Below are 15,896 nucleotides of genomic sequence, written 5' to 3'. Positions count from 1 at the left end.
GGTCAGGTACCTAGCAGCAAACAACACTATGTTAAAAACATACATCATCATTGGTTGGAGAAATCTCCTGCGAAACAAAACCTTTTCCCTGATCAACCTGATGGGGCTTGCCATCGGGCTGGGTTGTTTTTTGTTGATCACACTGTACATAGCAGATGAATGGAGCTTTGACCGTTTTCATGAAAAAGCAGACCGCATCTTCCGTGTACAGAGTCATATACGCTGGGGAGGCCAGGAATCGAGTATGGTGGCTACCCCGGATTTACTGGGACCGGCGATGAAGAAAGATTATCCGGCAGTAGAAACCTATGCCCGTATCTGTATTCAGCAAAACAGGAAGCTGATCAGAAAGGGCAACGATTATATCACGGAAGACAATACCGCCTACGCCGATTCCACCTTCTTTGATGTATTTAGCTTTCCTGCCATTGCAGGAGATACACATACCGCACTGAACGCCCCGCAAACAGTGGTGATATCTGCCTCCGCAGCCCGTAAGTATTTCGGCAGCACCGATGTAGCTGGCAGAGCGCTGGATATCAAAGAAGCAGAAAAAATAGTGCCTTACAAAGTAACTGCGGTGATCAAAGACATGCCCGCCAATTCCCACCTGCGTTTTGACCTGTTGTTTTCCATGAAGAGCCTCAATTATAACTGGGGCAGTGCCGGTAATTATAACTTCTATACATATTTCCTGTTGCGGCCCGGGGCCGATCCGCAGGTTTTTCAGCGGAACCTGCGCCAGTATATTGTGAATTACCTGATCCCGGAATTACACGCTTTTGGAATACACAATATCACTGATTTTGAAAAAGCGGGGAATGTAGCAACGCTATCGCTGATGCCGCTGACAGACATTCATCTGCACAGCAATCTGCCGGACGAAATCAGTCCCGCCGGCAGTATACAGTATGTCTATATTTTTTCCGCCGTGGCTTTGTTTATCCTGCTGATTGCCTGTATTAACTTCATGAACCTCACCACCGCCCATTCAGCAGGGCGAAGCAAAGAAGTAGGTATCCGTAAAGTGCTGGGCACCGCACGAAAAGAACTGATGGGTCAGTTCCTGACGGAGTCCACATTCATGGCCATCCTGTCACTGATAATGGCGATCGGGCTTACCTATCTTGCACTACCCTTGTTTAACCAGATAACCGATAAGACCATTGATTTTTCCCGGTTGTTTTCATGGCAGCTGCTTCCCAGGCTGTTGCTGCTGCCTTTTGTGGTAGGTTTACTGGCTGGCAGTTATCCCGCGTTTTTCCTTTCCGGTTTTAAACCGGTGGAAGTATTAAAGGGTAAACTGCGGATGGGCGCTAAAAGTGCGGGATTGAGGAGTGCGCTGGTGGTGTTTCAGTTTGCCACAGCTGTTTTCCTGATCATCGGCACACTGGTAGTATACCAGCAGCTCCGTTTCATCCAAAACCGGAATCCGGGATTTAGCAAGGAACAGGTGCTGACCATTCACAACGCCTATGTGCTGGGTAACCAGATCGGCGCTTTCAAAAAAGAGATGCTTGTTTCCGCTGATGTAAAAAGTGCCACTGCCAGCTCCTATTTACCCATCGCCGGTTCCTGGCGTAATAACCTCAACATCAACGGGGAAAATACCTCAGCCGCCGGCAACAGCTTCAACATCCAAAAATGGGGCATCGACGATGATTACCTGGCCACACTGGGCATCGAACTGGCTGCAGGCAGGAATTTCAGAACAGGTTCCCCGGCCGACTCCCAGTCAGTGATCATTAATGAAACCGCCGCCAAAATACTGGGATACAAAGAGCCTATAGGCAGAAAAGTGTATTCCACCGAAGACGACGGCATCCACACCTATACCATCATCGGCATGGTAAAGGATTTTAACTTTGAATCCATGCACCAGGCCATCGGGCCATTGTGTTTTAAGCTTTCCAACTGGCAGTCCAACGAGCTACTGCTGAAAATAAACGGCGCTTCCAGCGAGCAGGTCATCAACAAAGCAGCGGCGCTATGGCAAACGATGGCGCCGGGCATGCCCTTCGATTATGGTTTCCTGGACCAGTCTTTCAACAACATGTACCGGGCAGAGTTACGGGTGCAACAGATAGCCATGATATTTTCCATCCTCGCCATTACCATCGCCTGCCTGGGCATTTTCGGCCTGGCTACTTTTATGGCTGCGCAACGGGCCCGCGAAATCAGTATCCGCAAAGTACTGGGCGCCAGCGTTAGTGGCATTACCCAAATGCTGAACCGCGATTTTATCCGCCTGGTATGCATTGCTTTTGTGATGGCCGCCCCCTTTGCCGGCTGGGCGATGAACAAATGGCTGGAAAGTTTTGCTTTCCGTATCCACCTCAGCTGGTGGATGTTTGCCGCCGCCGGCGCCACTACCCTGCTCATTGCCCTCTGTACGGTCAGCTTTCAGTCGGTTAAAGCCGCTTTAACCAACCCGCTTAAAAACCTTCACGCCGAATAACAGCTTCTCCGGGCTGATGGATTTTCTTACTTTTATTGAAAAGAAATCCACGTTCATGATGAGAAACGAAGTCAGGAAAGGGCAAGGCTTCAAGGGACAGCGCGCGATTGTGATACCCCGCAATATTTTGCAGGAGAAATGTACCGCCGATCCGGTGATGCAAACCATGCATATCACCGATATCGGTTATTATCCCAAAGCGCAGTTTCACTATCTGAAACGGCCTCATGGCACGCCGGAGCATATCCTCATTTATTGCCTGGAAGGCCGCGGCACTATCTGGCTGCATAAAAAGGAATATCCCATCGAGGCGGGTGATTGTTTTATTATTCCGCGTGATGAACCGCATGCGTACCAGGCGCATGATACCGATCCCTGGACCATCTACTGGGCCCATTTTGCAGGCTATACCGCCGATGCTATTGTGACCGCGGTACAACAGCAGCTGAACAGTTACCAGACCTTTTTGCCACTCGCCCATGAAAGGCTGGCATTATTTGAAAACATCTATCAGCAATTGGAACGAGGTTACCGTACGGAAAACCTCTTGTATGCCAATATGAGTTTCTGGGCTTTCCTGGCCTCCTGTATTTACCCTGGTTCTTATCACCCGGGGAAGACAAAACCCGAACAGGATACCATCGATCATGCGATCGATTATATGTACCAACACCTGGACCGTATGCTGACGCTGGAACAGATGGCCCGGTCCATTAATTTATCAATCTCCCATTTCTCCGCCTTGTTTAAAAGCAATACGGGATATTCCCCTATCGAGTACTTTAATCACCTGAAAGTGCAGAAAGCCTGTCAATATCTGCAGTTCACCCATCTGCGCATCAAGGAAATCGCTTCATTGCTGGGCATGGAAGACCCTTATTATTTCTCCCGGCTGTTTTCCAAAGTAATGGGACAATCGCCTGCGCAATACCGGGCAAAAAGACAGGAATCATAAAATAATCCATCATTTTCCTTATATCCTCTATCCACTTAGTGAAGGCGGACGATTATTTTTACAGTGGTTCAATGAAAAACACATGCGCTCTACATCCACGTACCGGGCAGCCCTATTGGTGTCCGTTGTTATCGGCATAGCGGTAACCGCCTGCCATTCGCGCAAGCGCACTGACTTCAGCGCGGAAGTCAAGCCCATCCTCAATAAACACTGTATCAGCTGTCATGGTGGCGTTAAACAAAGCGGCGGCTTCAGCGTACTGTTCCGCGAAGAAGCCCTGGGCAATACCAAGTCCGGCAAACCCGCGATTTTACCTGGTCATCCGGAGCGAAGCGAATTTATCCGCCGTCTTACCTGTAAAGATCCCAAGGAAAGGATGCCGCAGAAAGGTGAGCCCCTTACCGCTGCTGAAGTAGATATCCTCACCCGTTGGGTGAAAGAAGGCGCCGAATGGGGGGAACACTGGGCTTATGTAGCGCCCAAAGCCGTACCGGTACCGGATATCAAGGTAGAAAACGGCAATGATATCGATCGTTTTATTATAGAGAAACTACAGCAGGAAGGACTGAAACCTTCCAAACCCGCCGATCCGATGACATTGCTGCGCCGGGTAAGCCTGGACCTCACCGGGTTACCGCCTACACCCGCCATGGTGACGGCCTTTACGGCAGATCATAGTCCCGCTGCTTACCGGCGCCTGGTAGACTCCCTTCTGCAATCGCCCCACTATGGCGAACGCTGGGCCGCTATGTGGCTGGACCTGGCCCGGTATTCCGATACCAAAGGTTACGAAAGAGATGCCAGCAGAAATATCTGGCGGTACCGCGACTGGGTGATCGATGCCTTTAACCAGGACATGCCTTACGACAGTTTCACCATCGTACAACTGGCCGGCGACCTGTTGCCGCATCCTACCAACGCCCAGCTGATCGCTACCGGTTTTAACCGCAATACCATGTCTAACGATGAAGGGGGTACGCAGGACGAAGAATTCCGCACCGCAGCCGTGATGGACCGCGTCAGCACCACCATGGAAGTATGGCAGGGCATTACCATCGGCTGCGTACAATGCCATAGCCACCCTTACGATCCATTCCGGTTTGAAGATTATTACAAGCTGCTCGCTTTCATGAATAATACCCGCGATGAAGATACCCATATGGAACACCCCAAGCTACGGCTATACGACAGCATCGGCCTGGCAGAAGTGAGCCGTATCAGCGAATGGGTACAACAACATGGCAATACCGCGCAGGTAGCTGACGTACAACAGTTCATGAAAGTGCTGGAACCTAAAGTACATGCCCATGATTGTGACAACTACATCAACGGCGCCCTGTACGATACCAAATACCTGGGTGTGCGGCATAACGGCAGCTGCCGCCTGCCCGCACAGGCTATCGGCGGCAAAACACAGCTATTGATGAACTATTGGACCGGCAACAAAGGCGGCGCACTGGAATGCCGGTTGGACAGCCTTAACGGCCCGTTATATTTTACACAGGCGCTGGCGCCTGCCAGCGACCGCACGGTGATAGCTATTCCGTTGCCCGCCAGTACCGGCAAACACGATCTGTACCTGAAGTTCCGCAATACCTCCCTGAAGCCGGATGATCCGGTATGTATGGTAGAATGGTTCGCCTTCCGCGATGATCTGCCGGGTAAAGGCCAGCCGGGATATGATGCTGTCAACGCCCAACTGCTGGCGCTGGTCAACACCCACCCGGAAGATGTGCCGGTGATGATAGAAAACCCGCCGGTGATGCAGCGGGCCACCCATATTTTTGAACGTGGCAACTGGATGGTACCTGGCAAGGCTGTCACCCCTGACGTGCCTCATTCCCTGAACCCTTTTCCTGCCAAAGCGCCGCGCAACCGGCTGGGACTGGCCGAATGGATTACTGATCCCGCCAATCCGCTCACCGCCAGGGTGATGGTAAACCGCCTCTGGGAGCAGATTTTCGGCATTGGCATCGTAGAAACAGTAGAAGATTTTGGCACCCAGGGTTTCCTGCCTTCTCACCCCGCCTTGCTGGACTGGCTTGCTTATCAGTATATGCATGAATATCGCTGGAGCACGAAGAAATTGTTACGGGAGATCGTATTATCCTCCACCTATCAACAGGATGCTACCACCACACCGGCCTTACAGGAAAAAGACCCTGCTAACCGGTTGCTGGCCAGGGGACCGCATTTCAGGCTAACGTCCGAAGAAATAAGGGACCAGGCACTGGCCGTCAGCGGATTACTGAACCGCAACATGCATGGCCGTGCAGTGATGCCCTACCAGCCGGAAGGTATCTGGCAAAGCGTATGGAGCGGCGAATACTGGAAAACAGCGCAGGACGGCAACCAATACCGCCGGGCCATTTACGTGTTCCAGAAACGTACCAGCCCCTACCCTTCCATGATCACCTTCGACGGCTCCAGCCGTGAAGTGTGCCTGCAGCGGCGCATCCGCACCAATACGCCCTTACAGGCGCTGGTAACGCTCAATGATCCGGTTTATGTAGAAACAGCCAGGGCACTGGCGCAAAACATGCAACGCAACGGCCGCAACGATGCCGCAGCGTGTATCCGTTGGGGTTATCATGCTGCCATGAGCAAGTCTTTACCGGATAACAAACTGGCCATACTGCAACGGCTATACGGTCAAGCGTTACAGCAGTATAAAAAATCGCCCGACGACGCGAAGAAGTTGTTGCAATGCAAAGAAACACCGCCACAGATGGCTGAGCTGGCGGCGCTTACGGTGGTGGCGAATGCGATTATGAACCTGGATGAATTTCTGACCATTTAGTTATTTGGAAATTTGGTTATTTATTCATTTTTCCAATGATGAAAGAGCCGATTGAAAATGGAAAGAGTTGTTCGGTTAGTTTCACAATAAACAAATAACAAAATAGCAAAATAACAAAATGGCGAAGCACGATAAACTACTCAGGGAAGCCAATGAAGAAACATTGCGCTATATCACGCGCCGGCATTTTCTGCTGGACTGTGTAACGGGTTTGGGCGCCGCTGCGCTGGGCTCATTGCTGACAGGTTGCGGCAGTTCCGTTAAACCGGTTGATTTCAGCGCCGATCCGATGGCGCCGCGGGCGCCTCATTTCCCTGGCCGGGCTAAAAGCGTGATATACCTTCATATGGCCGGCGCCCCATCGCAGCTGGAGTTATTTGATTATAAACCGGAGTTGCAGAAACTGCATAACCAGCTTTGTCCGCCTTCCTTGCTGGAAGGGAAAAAATTTGCTTTCATCCGCGGCGTTCCCAAAATGCTGGGGCCGCAAGCCATCTTCTCACAACATGGCGAATCACGGGCATGGGTATCCGATCATCTGCCCCATTTCGCTACTATGGCCGATGAAGTGAGTTTCCTCAAAGCGGTGCAGACAGACCAGTTCAATCACGGTCCGGCGCAGCTGCTGATGCAGACCGGCAATGCCCGTCTCGGCAGACCCAGCATCGGTTCCTGGGTGACTTACGGTCTGGGTACGGAAAACAGCAACCTGCCCGGGTTTGTGGTACTGACTTCCGGCGGCAAAACACCCGATGCCGGTAAAAGCGTGTGGGGCAGCGGTTTTCTGCCTTCCGTATACCAGGGCGTACAATGCCGTACCAAAGGTGATCCGGTGCTGTTTCTTACCGATCCTGACGGTATGAACCGCGACCTGCGCAAACAATCCATCGAAGCCATCAATGATATCAACCGGCAGGAATATGAAAATTTCGGCGATCCGGAAACAGTGGCCCGTATTGCCCAATACGAGCTGGCTTACAAAATGCAGATCTCTGTGCCCGATGTGATGGACATCAGCAAAGAACCCGCGTATATTCATGAGTTATACGGCACCCAGCCTGGTAAAGAATCTTTTGCCAACAACTGTTTGCTGGCGCGTAAACTGGTAGAGAAAGGCGTACGTTTTGTGCAGTTGTACGACTGGGGCTGGGATAGTCACGGTACCGACGAAAACCTGGCGATCGACTATGGCTTCCGCAATAAATGCCGCGAGATAGACCGTCCGGTAGCCGCGCTGCTGAAGGACCTGAAACAACGGGGACTGCTGGACGAAACGCTGGTGATCTGGGGCGGTGAATTTGGCCGCACGCCCATGCAGGAAAACCGGGATGGCAAAGACATGCCTTACCTGGGCCGCGACCATCACGTAGAAGCTTTTACCATGTGGATGGCCGGCGCCGGCATCAAAAAAGGTTTCTCCTGGGGAGAAACAGACGAAATAGGTTACGCTGCCGTTAAAGGTAAAGTAGCGATCAACGATATACACGCCACTATCTTACAGCAGCTGGGATTTGACCATGAGAAACTGATATACCAGTTCCAGGGCCGGCCCTTCCGGCTGACAGACGTAGGCGGACATGTGATCACGCCGATCCTGGCTTAATTTTTTAACATCCACTATGTACAGCAGAAGAAACTTCCTACGACAGTCCGCCCTGGCGAGCGGGGTACTGGCCCTTGCCACTCTTCCTTCCTTTGCCGCCCGTCCCGCCGATGGTTACCGGCTTACCGTAATGGCTACCAACTGGGGTTATCCCGGTAGTATCGGTGATTTTTGCCGCGAAGCCAAACAGGCGGGCTACGATGGCATAGAGTTGTGGTGGCCGCAGGACAAAGCCGCACAGCAGGCGCTGTTTGCCGCCCTCGACCAACACAAATTACAAGTGGGTTATCTCGCCGGAGGACACGACAGCGACTATACGAAACACGCCACGCAGTTTGAAAACATGCTTAACGCCGCCACCACTACCGGTCCGCGGCCATTATACATCAATACACAGTCTGGCAAAGACTATTTTACTTTCGATCAAAATGCTGCGCTGATTGATATCAGCACCCGTATTACCCAACGGAACGGCGTTCCTATTTACCATGAAACACACCGTTCCCGGATGTTGTTTGCGGCCCACATCGCCCGGCAGTTCATCGAAAAGAAGCCCGAGCTGCGCCTCACACTGGATATCTCCCACTGGTGCAACGTACATGAATCCCTGTTGGAAGACCAGGCCGAAACGGTAAACAAAGCCCTGGAGCGGGTAGGTCATATCCATGCCCGTATAGGACATCCGGAGGGGCCGCAGGTGAATGATCCCCGGGCGCCGGAATGGGCCAATGCCGTTAAAGCGCATTTCAGCTGGTGGGACCAGGTAGTTCGCCGTCACCAGGCTGCCGGCAAACCACTCACTATGCTCACTGAATTCGGTCCTGCCGACTATATGCCCACCCTGCCCTATACCCGGCAACCATTGGGTAATCAGTGGGATATCAACGTATATATGATGCATCAACTCAAACAGCGCTACGGGAAATAATGAAGATATTAGCCGCCTCCGGAAACTGGAACCTGTTTATTGGCAGGATACATCCTTTAATTGTACACCTGCCGATAGGCATCCTGATCATTGCCTTTGTGCTGGCGCTGCTGTCGCGCAGCAGCAAGCGGAGCGGCCTTCGGGCAGCGCTGCCGTTGCTGTTGCTGGCCGCCGCCCTTTCTGCCATCGCCAGCTGCGCCGCCGGCTACCTCCTATCGCTCGATGGCGGATACGACGAGCAGCTGCTCAACACGCACCTGTGGCTCGGTATAGGCGTAGCCGTTAGTAGCACCCTGTTATACCTGCTGACGGTTCTTAACAAACTGCCCCGGTTGCAGCTGCCGCTTTTTGTGGTGCTGCTCTTGCTGGTATCCGCTGCTGGGCATTACGGAGGCTCCCTCACGCATGGCGACGACTACCTGACACAAGCCATGCCTCCGGCATTGCAGGCATTCGCCGGTCAACAAAAAGCGGCTGATAACGCACCAGCCTATACGAATATCGCGGATGCACGGTTATACGAAGACCTGATAGCGCCGGTACTTTCCAGCCGCTGTTACGGTTGTCATAATGCACAGAAACTGAAAGGCGGTCTGCGCCTGGAAAGCGTAGCCCTGATCCGTAAAGGCGGCGAACATGGGCCGGTGATGAAAGATAGTCTGCCGGAAGAAAGCGAGTTATTTAAAAGACTGGTATTACCCGACAATGACGAACACCGCATGCCGCCCAAAGGCAAGCCACAGCTGTCTCCCCGGGAAGTGGAACTCCTTTACTGGTGGATAGCGCAGGGAGCGCCCACCGGCAAAACCGTGAAAGAGCTGAAACCCAATACCCGCATCCAGCTGGTGCTGGAGGCCATGACACCGGGCAAAGCACTGGATCACAACGAATTTGTACCGGAAGCTACTTCCTCATCTCCCGATAAAAAAGCCATAGCAGCACTGGCAACAAAAGGTGTGAAAGTATTGCCGGTAGCGGCCAGCAGTCCATATGTATCTGTTAGTTGCGTGAATGCGCCCGGCTTCAGCGATGCTGATATGGCGCTCTTGCACCCGCTCCGGGCTCAACTGATATGGCTCGATCTCTCCGGTACCCGTATTACCGATGCCGCCCTTCCTGGTATCGCTCAACTGAGCGCCCTTACCAGGCTGGAGCTGAAACACACCGGTATTAAAGGCGCCGCAGGCACATCACTGGCAGCCTGCCAGGAGCTACGTTACCTGAACATGAGCGGCACCGCCTGTAGCAGCGCCTTCCTGGCCGGTCTGGGGAAAAACAAAAAACTACGGCAGCTGTATCTGTACCAGGCTAACACCGACGCTCCTACGCTGCGGCAACTGCAACAACAACTGCCCAAACTGGCCATTGATACCGGCGGTTATCAGTTGGAAAAACTCGCCTCCGATACTATCATTTATAAGAAGAAAGTGGTTTAAAACCACTTACCTTTATCCGGGTACTGCCGGATGTCGGTCATATTGTTGACGATCACCGCTATCAGCAACAGTATGGCCACACCGGAGGCCACCGGTGATAATACATACCAGTACCCCAGTTTCCGGATGGCCGGTGAACCGGCAATCGCCAGCAGTGCCGTAGCGCCTCCCGGCGGATGTACCGTTTTTGTTACCTGCATCACCACCAGCGACGCCGCCACAGCCAGCGCACAGGCCAGCCATTCCAGCTCCGGAGAAGGTACCAGGTAGCGGACAGTCACCCCTACGACTGCACTGAGTAAATGTCCGCCTATCAGGTTGCGCGGCTGCGCCAGCGGGCTTTGGGTATGTCCGTATATTAATACTGCTGAAGCACCGAAAGAACCGATCAGGAACAGGTTATCCTTTACAGGCAGGTAAAAATGACTCAACAGGCCAATACTGGCGATGCCGGCGAAGGCGCCGATAAAGGACCAGTAGATGTTCTGTTTGTCGATAAGCGTTTCCCGGTACATCACATACCGTGCTACCCGTATGCCACGGTGTAACTTCATGAACCTGATTTTCTGATGGTGTGCGGCTTTTCTTTCTTTTACTGTCGACATGTTGTAAGGCGTTGCCAGGGGACAAACAATTGATTGAGGGAGCAAAGATAATATGCTTTTTGAAAAAAAATTTTATCTGCGCAAAAAGACTGCGCACATGGTCTTGCATCTTTGTACTGTCGAAACGGTCAAGTAAAAGTTACTTCACATCATTTGGGATTTACTTTCACCATTATCGTTTCAACAGAAACAGTCGTCTAAATGGCAAGACACCGGCATAGGAGCTTCGGAATTACCTTGATGGTCAACCGGGGCTTACTCACCTCAAGGGAGCCGGGAATGCTGGTTCGAACCCAGCCTGTTTTTCAATCCAGGTCAATTGTCGTTTACTACTACTTCTCTATTCAAGAAACAACGGCAACATTATCTGATTTTTAAATTTTATCAGGATGAACAACATTTTACAGGTAGCCTTACGTCAGCAGGCCATTTACATTCCTTCCGCCGCGGCGGATAAGGCCACTGCCAACATGAATGCCGATACGGCCGTACTGGTAGCCAATATGGCTAAACTGGGCTTTGGGGTAGCAGAACCGTTGTTACGCGCCCTTCAAGGTACCGATGCTACCTACCAGGCGCAGATACTGGACCAGCTCCGCGAAGTAATGGGCGTAAAGCTGAACTGGGCGCCGCTGGTAAAAAACTGGCGGGTACCAACCGGAGAAACGGTTACCGACCATCTCGTTACTTATTTCACCAATTTACTGGGTCTTACCGGCGGTACCAGAATGGCCTGCGGCCACCTGATACCTCCGCATACTTTTCCACTGGAACGTTACAACGGCTGCCCTTTCTGTGGTATGCCGCTGGAAACCGCTGCCATAGAGAAATACGGGCAGAATAAAAAACTGCGTGTATTGGAACTGTGGACCATGGATAACGCTGTACAATATCTGGAAAACCTGCTGGGTTCCAAAACTGCGCTGGATGCAACCCAACAGGATAGCTTACAGTGTTTGCTGGCCGAGCTGCCTTTACCAGACGTAAAAATTGCGATGCGGGAAACTACTATCGCTGTGATCGACGCTTTGGTAAAACAGGGACAACCGGAAAAAGCGCAGGCTTTATTTACCACGGCAACGGATATACTCCGCTACCTGTGGTATAAACATACCGGTTTCCTGCAGCTGGTAGCACCTAAAACTATTATCAAACGGCAGCTGCGTAACTGTACTGATCTGCGTATGGTGACGCACTATAAAAAGGCCCATAAACAGATCCCTAAAACCTCCCAGGCAGCGGCCCTGAAGCTGAAATACGGCCGTAAAGACGCGTTGACCGTTGCACAATGGATCAACGGGCTGTCTATGGACGCCGCGCATATCTGCGCCGATATGCATCCTAAAAGACAGATGTGGGTACGGTTCATCCGCGCCCTGCGTTTGCCGGAGTATAGCAAGCGCGCAGGATTTGAGCAGTTGCAGACCATCCTGGATAAATTTTACCGGGAAGATTATAACGTATGGCAGGGCCGTCTGGACCAGTTCAGACTCCGTCATGATGCTGCGAGCACCTTTTACCTGTTGCAGCAGCGTCCGGGATTATTTGCCCGTTCCCTGTTTGCCAACATGCTGTGGTTTGGTCCGGAAGTAACCCTGGAAGCCTTTGCCAAAGTAGCGGATAAAGTGCCTGCACGGCTCCTGTTCACTTTGCAGATGTATGCCGGTTATTATTTTGACCATGATGCCGTACGGACGGTGAGACCGCTGGGAGGTACTGCCAAACAGCTGTCTGCCAACAAACTGTTGTGGTTGTACAAAGACCAGGAACTGGAAATGATGCAGCAGGCCGTTACCGATTTGTGTCTGGAAGCTACCCGTAAACGTTTTGCTGCAACGGCCACCGATTTGCAAACCATGTACATCGATCCGGCATTGTATCAGATACCGCTGTCCATCGGCGACCGAAGCGAGCAGATACAGGACCTGCCTGCAGCCCTGATGGGGACCCGTTTTGAGCTGCAGGGGAATAACATACGCCTGTTTATGCAATGGGGTAAAGGGTTACCGGCCCAGCACCTGGATATGGACCTGAGCTGTCATATCAGCTATACCGGTCGTACCGACTACTGTTCCTTCAGCCGGTTGCAGACTACCGGATGCCTGCATAGCGGGGATATCCGAAGCATTCCTAACAACGTGGGAACAGCAGAATACATTGAGCTGGACGTAGATGCGCTCGCGCATGCCGGCGCCCGGTATGTAACCTTCACCTGTAACGCTTTCTCCTTCGGAAGCCTGGTACCGGAAATGGTCGTGGGTTGGATGGATAGCCGTTATAAAATGGACATCTCAGAAAAAACCGGCGTCGCATATGACCCGTCCTGTGTGCAACACCAGGTACGTATCACCCGGGGCCTGGCCAAAGGCCTGGTTTTCGGTGTACTGGACGTAGCCGCCCGTAACATTATCTGGTTGGAATTGCCTTATGAAGGACAGACCATTCAGCAGTTAAACAACAACAACGTTGCCGGGCTGTTGAAAAAGCTGGACCATAAACTGAGCATAGGGCAACTGTTGCAGATAAAAGCCGAAGCCCAGCAGCTGCAACTGGTGGATACCGCCGAAGCAGACGAAGTGTATACCGCCCAATGGGCGAGAGATACCGCCGCCGTGACACAATTATTTATTGATTGATACCCCCCGCCCGGTAACCGTTGGTTACCGGGTTTTATTTTTTGGGGTGGATTGACCCACAATCGTTTACAAAAAATATCGTTATTTTGGGAAGACATTCTCATGATAAAAAAACTGTTACTCCCCATATTGCTCTGTTGTGGTATTAAAGTGGTGGCCCGTCAGGTTCCGCCGGCCGATAACAGTATCGACACCACAGCCCCGAAAGGGCTGTACCAGCGTATTCTCCATTATCTGGCACATACCAACGATGAAAAGAAACACAAAAAAGTAGATCTCAGTTTCATCGGCGGCCCCGTATATACACCCGAAACCAGCGCGGGTATTGCTGTTATGCTGGCCGCACAATATCGCACCGATCGTTCGGACAGCCTGTTGCCGGTATCTAACGTGGCTATCTTCGGCTCCGTGGCCCTCACCGGGTTTTATGGCATTGGTCTCAATAGCACCACTATTTTTCCGAAAGATCGTTTTCGTTTATCGCTCAAAGCGTCTTTCAGCTCGCGCCCTGATAAATACTGGGGCATTGGTTATCTGTCGGGGGCCGACAAGGATAACTATACCGACTATCTGTTGCTCACAGAAAAACTGCAGGCCGATTTTGCCGTTAACCTGAGCAACCGTTTCTATGCTGGCGTGAGCACCCATGTACAAAATGCACAGGCCAGGGATATTGACACTACTGGCGGGAAACCGCTGATGCAACCGGACAATGTATTTGGGATGGGTATCGGTCCGTTTGTGGTGTATGATACCCGCGACTTTATTCCCAATCCGGCGCGTGGATTGTATGCACGGATCGGTTACCGCTTCTACCCTTCTTTCCTGGGCAATAACGCCGTTTTTTCCAAACTGGAACTGCAGCTCGACTGGTACAAGCGTGTATGGCAGGGCGGTATCCTGGCGATGGATTTTTATGCCGAAGAACACAGCGGCGATGTCCCCTGGAATCTGCTGGCACAAGCCGGCGGCTCCAATCGTATGCGGGGATATTACGAAGGCCGTTACCGTGACCGCAATTATCTCTCGGGGCAGGTAGAAATACGGCAGCGTGTTTACCGGCGCAGCGGCGCCGTGGTATGGGTTGGCGGCGGCAATGTATTTCACCAGTTCAATGAGCTGGCCTTCCGGCAAACGCTTATCAGCTATGGTATCGGTTATCGATGGGAATTCAAGAACCGCGTTAATATCCGGCTGGATTATGGCCGCGGCCAGGACCAGTCAGGGTTTTACTTTGGTATCAACGAAGTTTTCTGATGCTATCAGATACGTATACACGTTTTTATTATTCCAATTATTTCACCTTCTTTTAACATTAAAATCTTTCCTTTGCATTTTTAATATTCACAACGAGGGATAGATGAAATTTAACTTTAGACTGCTGGCGACCTATACCGCCCTGCTTCTGATCGTTGCCTGTGCCAAGGATGATATCCGGAAATCCGGTCCCGGCACACCCGGCAAACCAGACACCATTACTGTAACGCCACCCACTACTAACCCAGACCCAGGCACTGTTCCCGGCGATAACGGCCATCTGCTGCTTGGCAATCCTACCGAAGCACAATCCAACCTGGTATTCATTGAGAACTTCCTGATGAACCAGACCTACTTTATGGAAGCCTACAGCAAAAATGCCGGTATCCCGGTATGGGTAAGCTGGCACCTGCAAACAGAAGACTGTCCGGGTACTGTGGACCGTAGCAACGATTTCAGACCCGATCCCAGCCTGCCACAAGGCTGGTACCAGGTGAGCGCCAGCAGCTATAACGGCAGCGTGAGCGGCTTCGACAGAGGACACAACTGCCCCTCCGGTGACCGTACTGCCACTAAAGAAGCCAATAGCAGCACTTTCCTGATGACCAACATGATTCCCCAGGCAGCGGCGCTGAACCAGGTACCCTGGGCCAATATGGAAGATTTTATCCGCCAGCAAGTGAAAAATGGCAACGAAGCCTTCATCGTAATGGGCGCCTATGGCAAAGGCGGCCGGGGTAAAGGACAAACTGAATTCATCGAAACGCTGGACCAGAAGAACATTACGGTGCCAAAACAAGTATGGAAAGTAGTAGTTATTATCCCTAAAGGCGTAAACGACCTTGCCCGCGTAGATGCCAATGCTACTGTGATCGCAGTAGATATGCCGAATGACAACGATCTGTATAGCGGCACCGGTAAAACAACCGCCTGGAAAGATTATCTCTGTACCGTAGAAACATTGGAAACTAAAGCCAATGCTGCCGGTGTTCCCCTGAACCTGTTCAAAAATATTCCGGAAGGTATCAGAACACAGCTCAAGAAAAAACTGTATCACTAATTTAGTGCGCCATACTTTCTAAAAAGAGGTTGCCCATCATCCCGGGCAGCCTCTTTTTTTGCTTCGAGGCCTGCCAACGCTAAAATATTTAACTCAACGTCTCCATTCCTAATAAACCATCGGGGCATAAAAAAACCGTCTCCTGCATGAAGAGACGG

General features: G+C 51.7%; 10 protein-coding genes and 1 tRNA gene. 10 read left to right on the top strand and 1 reads right to left on the bottom strand.

All coding sequences use genetic code 11. The features are described from left to right. The first annotated feature begins 28 nt into the window (after window positions 1-28). The 6 genes from ICL07_RS28060 (at window position 29) to ICL07_RS28035 (ending at window position 10,180) form a co-directional block, all read left to right on the top strand. Window positions 29-2,458, top strand: a complete 2,430-nt coding sequence (locus ICL07_RS28060) for an ABC transporter permease (RefSeq protein WP_188091386.1) — start codon at window positions 29-31, stop codon at window positions 2,456-2,458. Window positions 2,459-2,513: 55 nt separating this feature from the next. Continuing rightward, the gene (locus tag ICL07_RS28055) at window positions 2,514-3,413 is read left to right on the top strand and encodes an AraC family transcriptional regulator (RefSeq protein ID WP_246485190.1); all 900 of its coding nucleotides are present in this window, start codon (window positions 2,514-2,516) and stop codon (window positions 3,411-3,413) included. Between the two features lie 82 nt (window positions 3,414-3,495). Continuing rightward, window positions 3,496-6,213 (top strand): DUF1553 domain-containing protein, encoded by a 2,718-nt coding sequence (locus tag ICL07_RS28050; protein WP_188091385.1) that lies wholly within the window; start codon window positions 3,496-3,498, stop codon window positions 6,211-6,213. 118 nt (window positions 6,214-6,331) lie between these two features. Next, the gene (locus tag ICL07_RS28045) at window positions 6,332-7,816 is read left to right on the top strand and encodes a DUF1501 domain-containing protein (RefSeq protein WP_188091384.1); all 1,485 of its coding nucleotides are present in this window, start codon (window positions 6,332-6,334) and stop codon (window positions 7,814-7,816) included. 16 nt (window positions 7,817-7,832) lie between these two features. Next, entirely contained in the window at window positions 7,833-8,744 is a 912-nt protein-coding gene (locus tag ICL07_RS28040; protein WP_188091383.1) for a sugar phosphate isomerase/epimerase family protein, read from the top strand. After that, a complete protein-coding gene (locus ICL07_RS28035; protein WP_188091382.1) occupies window positions 8,744-10,180 on the top strand; it encodes a c-type cytochrome domain-containing protein in 1,437 nt (478 codons plus the stop codon). The genes ICL07_RS28040 and ICL07_RS28035 overlap by 1 nt, the downstream gene beginning before the upstream one ends. Here ICL07_RS28035 and ICL07_RS28030 read toward each other — a convergent pair. Further along, window positions 10,177-10,734 carry an HPP family protein gene (locus tag ICL07_RS28030; protein ID WP_188091381.1) on the bottom strand — a complete coding sequence of 186 codons (558 nt, stop codon included), beginning with the start codon at window positions 10,732-10,734 and terminating at the stop codon, window positions 10,177-10,179. The two genes, ICL07_RS28035 and ICL07_RS28030, sit on opposite strands and share 4 nt — an antisense overlap. Before the next feature lie 237 nt (window positions 10,735-10,971). On the opposite strand from ICL07_RS28030, the gene ICL07_RS28025 reads away from it, so the two are divergent. The 4 genes from ICL07_RS28025 to ICL07_RS28010 all read left to right on the top strand — a co-directional run bounded on the left by ICL07_RS28025 (window position 10,972) and on the right by ICL07_RS28010 (window position 15,738). Next, window positions 10,972-11,091: transfer RNA gene (locus tag ICL07_RS28025), tRNA-OTHER, on the top strand. 83 nt (window positions 11,092-11,174) lie between these two features. Continuing rightward, a complete protein-coding gene (locus ICL07_RS28020; protein ID WP_188091380.1) occupies window positions 11,175-13,421 on the top strand; it encodes a hypothetical protein in 2,247 nt (748 codons plus the stop codon). Between the two features lie 102 nt (window positions 13,422-13,523). After that, window positions 13,524-14,678: a BamA/TamA family outer membrane protein gene (locus ICL07_RS28015; protein ID WP_188091379.1), complete on the top strand. Its 1,155-nt coding sequence runs from the start codon at window positions 13,524-13,526 to the stop codon at window positions 14,676-14,678. A 103-nt stretch (window positions 14,679-14,781) separates the two neighbouring features. Then, on the top strand, window positions 14,782-15,738 hold the full coding sequence (locus ICL07_RS28010) for a DNA/RNA non-specific endonuclease (RefSeq protein ID WP_188091378.1): 957 nt from the start codon (window positions 14,782-14,784) through the stop codon (window positions 15,736-15,738). Window positions 15,739-15,896 lie beyond the last annotated feature (158 nt).

The sequence above is a fragment of the Chitinophaga qingshengii genome (assembly GCF_014529935.1).
Classification (GTDB): domain Bacteria; phylum Bacteroidota; class Bacteroidia; order Chitinophagales; family Chitinophagaceae; genus Chitinophaga; species Chitinophaga qingshengii.
Note: the sequence above shows the minus strand (reverse complement) of the source record. Positions and strands in the feature narration are given on the sequence as shown.

What these genes read in the sequence shown, in the direction of transcription:
- ICL07_RS28060 (WP_188091386.1), top strand. Translation starts at nt 29, where the DNA reads ATGTTAAAAACATACATCATCATTGGTTGGAGAAATCTCCTGCGAAAC.
- ICL07_RS28055 (WP_246485190.1), top strand. Translation starts at nt 2,514, where the DNA reads ATGATGAGAAACGAAGTCAGGAAAGGGCAAGGCTTCAAGGGACAGCGC.
- ICL07_RS28050 (WP_188091385.1), top strand. Translation starts at nt 3,496, where the DNA reads ATGCGCTCTACATCCACGTACCGGGCAGCCCTATTGGTGTCCGTTGTT.
- ICL07_RS28045 (WP_188091384.1), top strand. Translation starts at nt 6,332, where the DNA reads ATGGCGAAGCACGATAAACTACTCAGGGAAGCCAATGAAGAAACATTG.
- ICL07_RS28040 (WP_188091383.1), top strand. Translation starts at nt 7,833, where the DNA reads ATGTACAGCAGAAGAAACTTCCTACGACAGTCCGCCCTGGCGAGCGGG.
- ICL07_RS28035 (WP_188091382.1), top strand. Translation starts at nt 8,744, where the DNA reads ATGAAGATATTAGCCGCCTCCGGAAACTGGAACCTGTTTATTGGCAGG.
- ICL07_RS28030 (WP_188091381.1), bottom strand. Translation starts at nt 10,734, where the DNA reads ATGAAGTTACACCGTGGCATACGGGTAGCACGGTATGTGATGTACCGG.
- ICL07_RS28020 (WP_188091380.1), top strand. Translation starts at nt 11,175, where the DNA reads ATGAACAACATTTTACAGGTAGCCTTACGTCAGCAGGCCATTTACATT.
- ICL07_RS28015 (WP_188091379.1), top strand. Translation starts at nt 13,524, where the DNA reads ATGATAAAAAAACTGTTACTCCCCATATTGCTCTGTTGTGGTATTAAA.
- ICL07_RS28010 (WP_188091378.1), top strand. Translation starts at nt 14,782, where the DNA reads ATGAAATTTAACTTTAGACTGCTGGCGACCTATACCGCCCTGCTTCTG.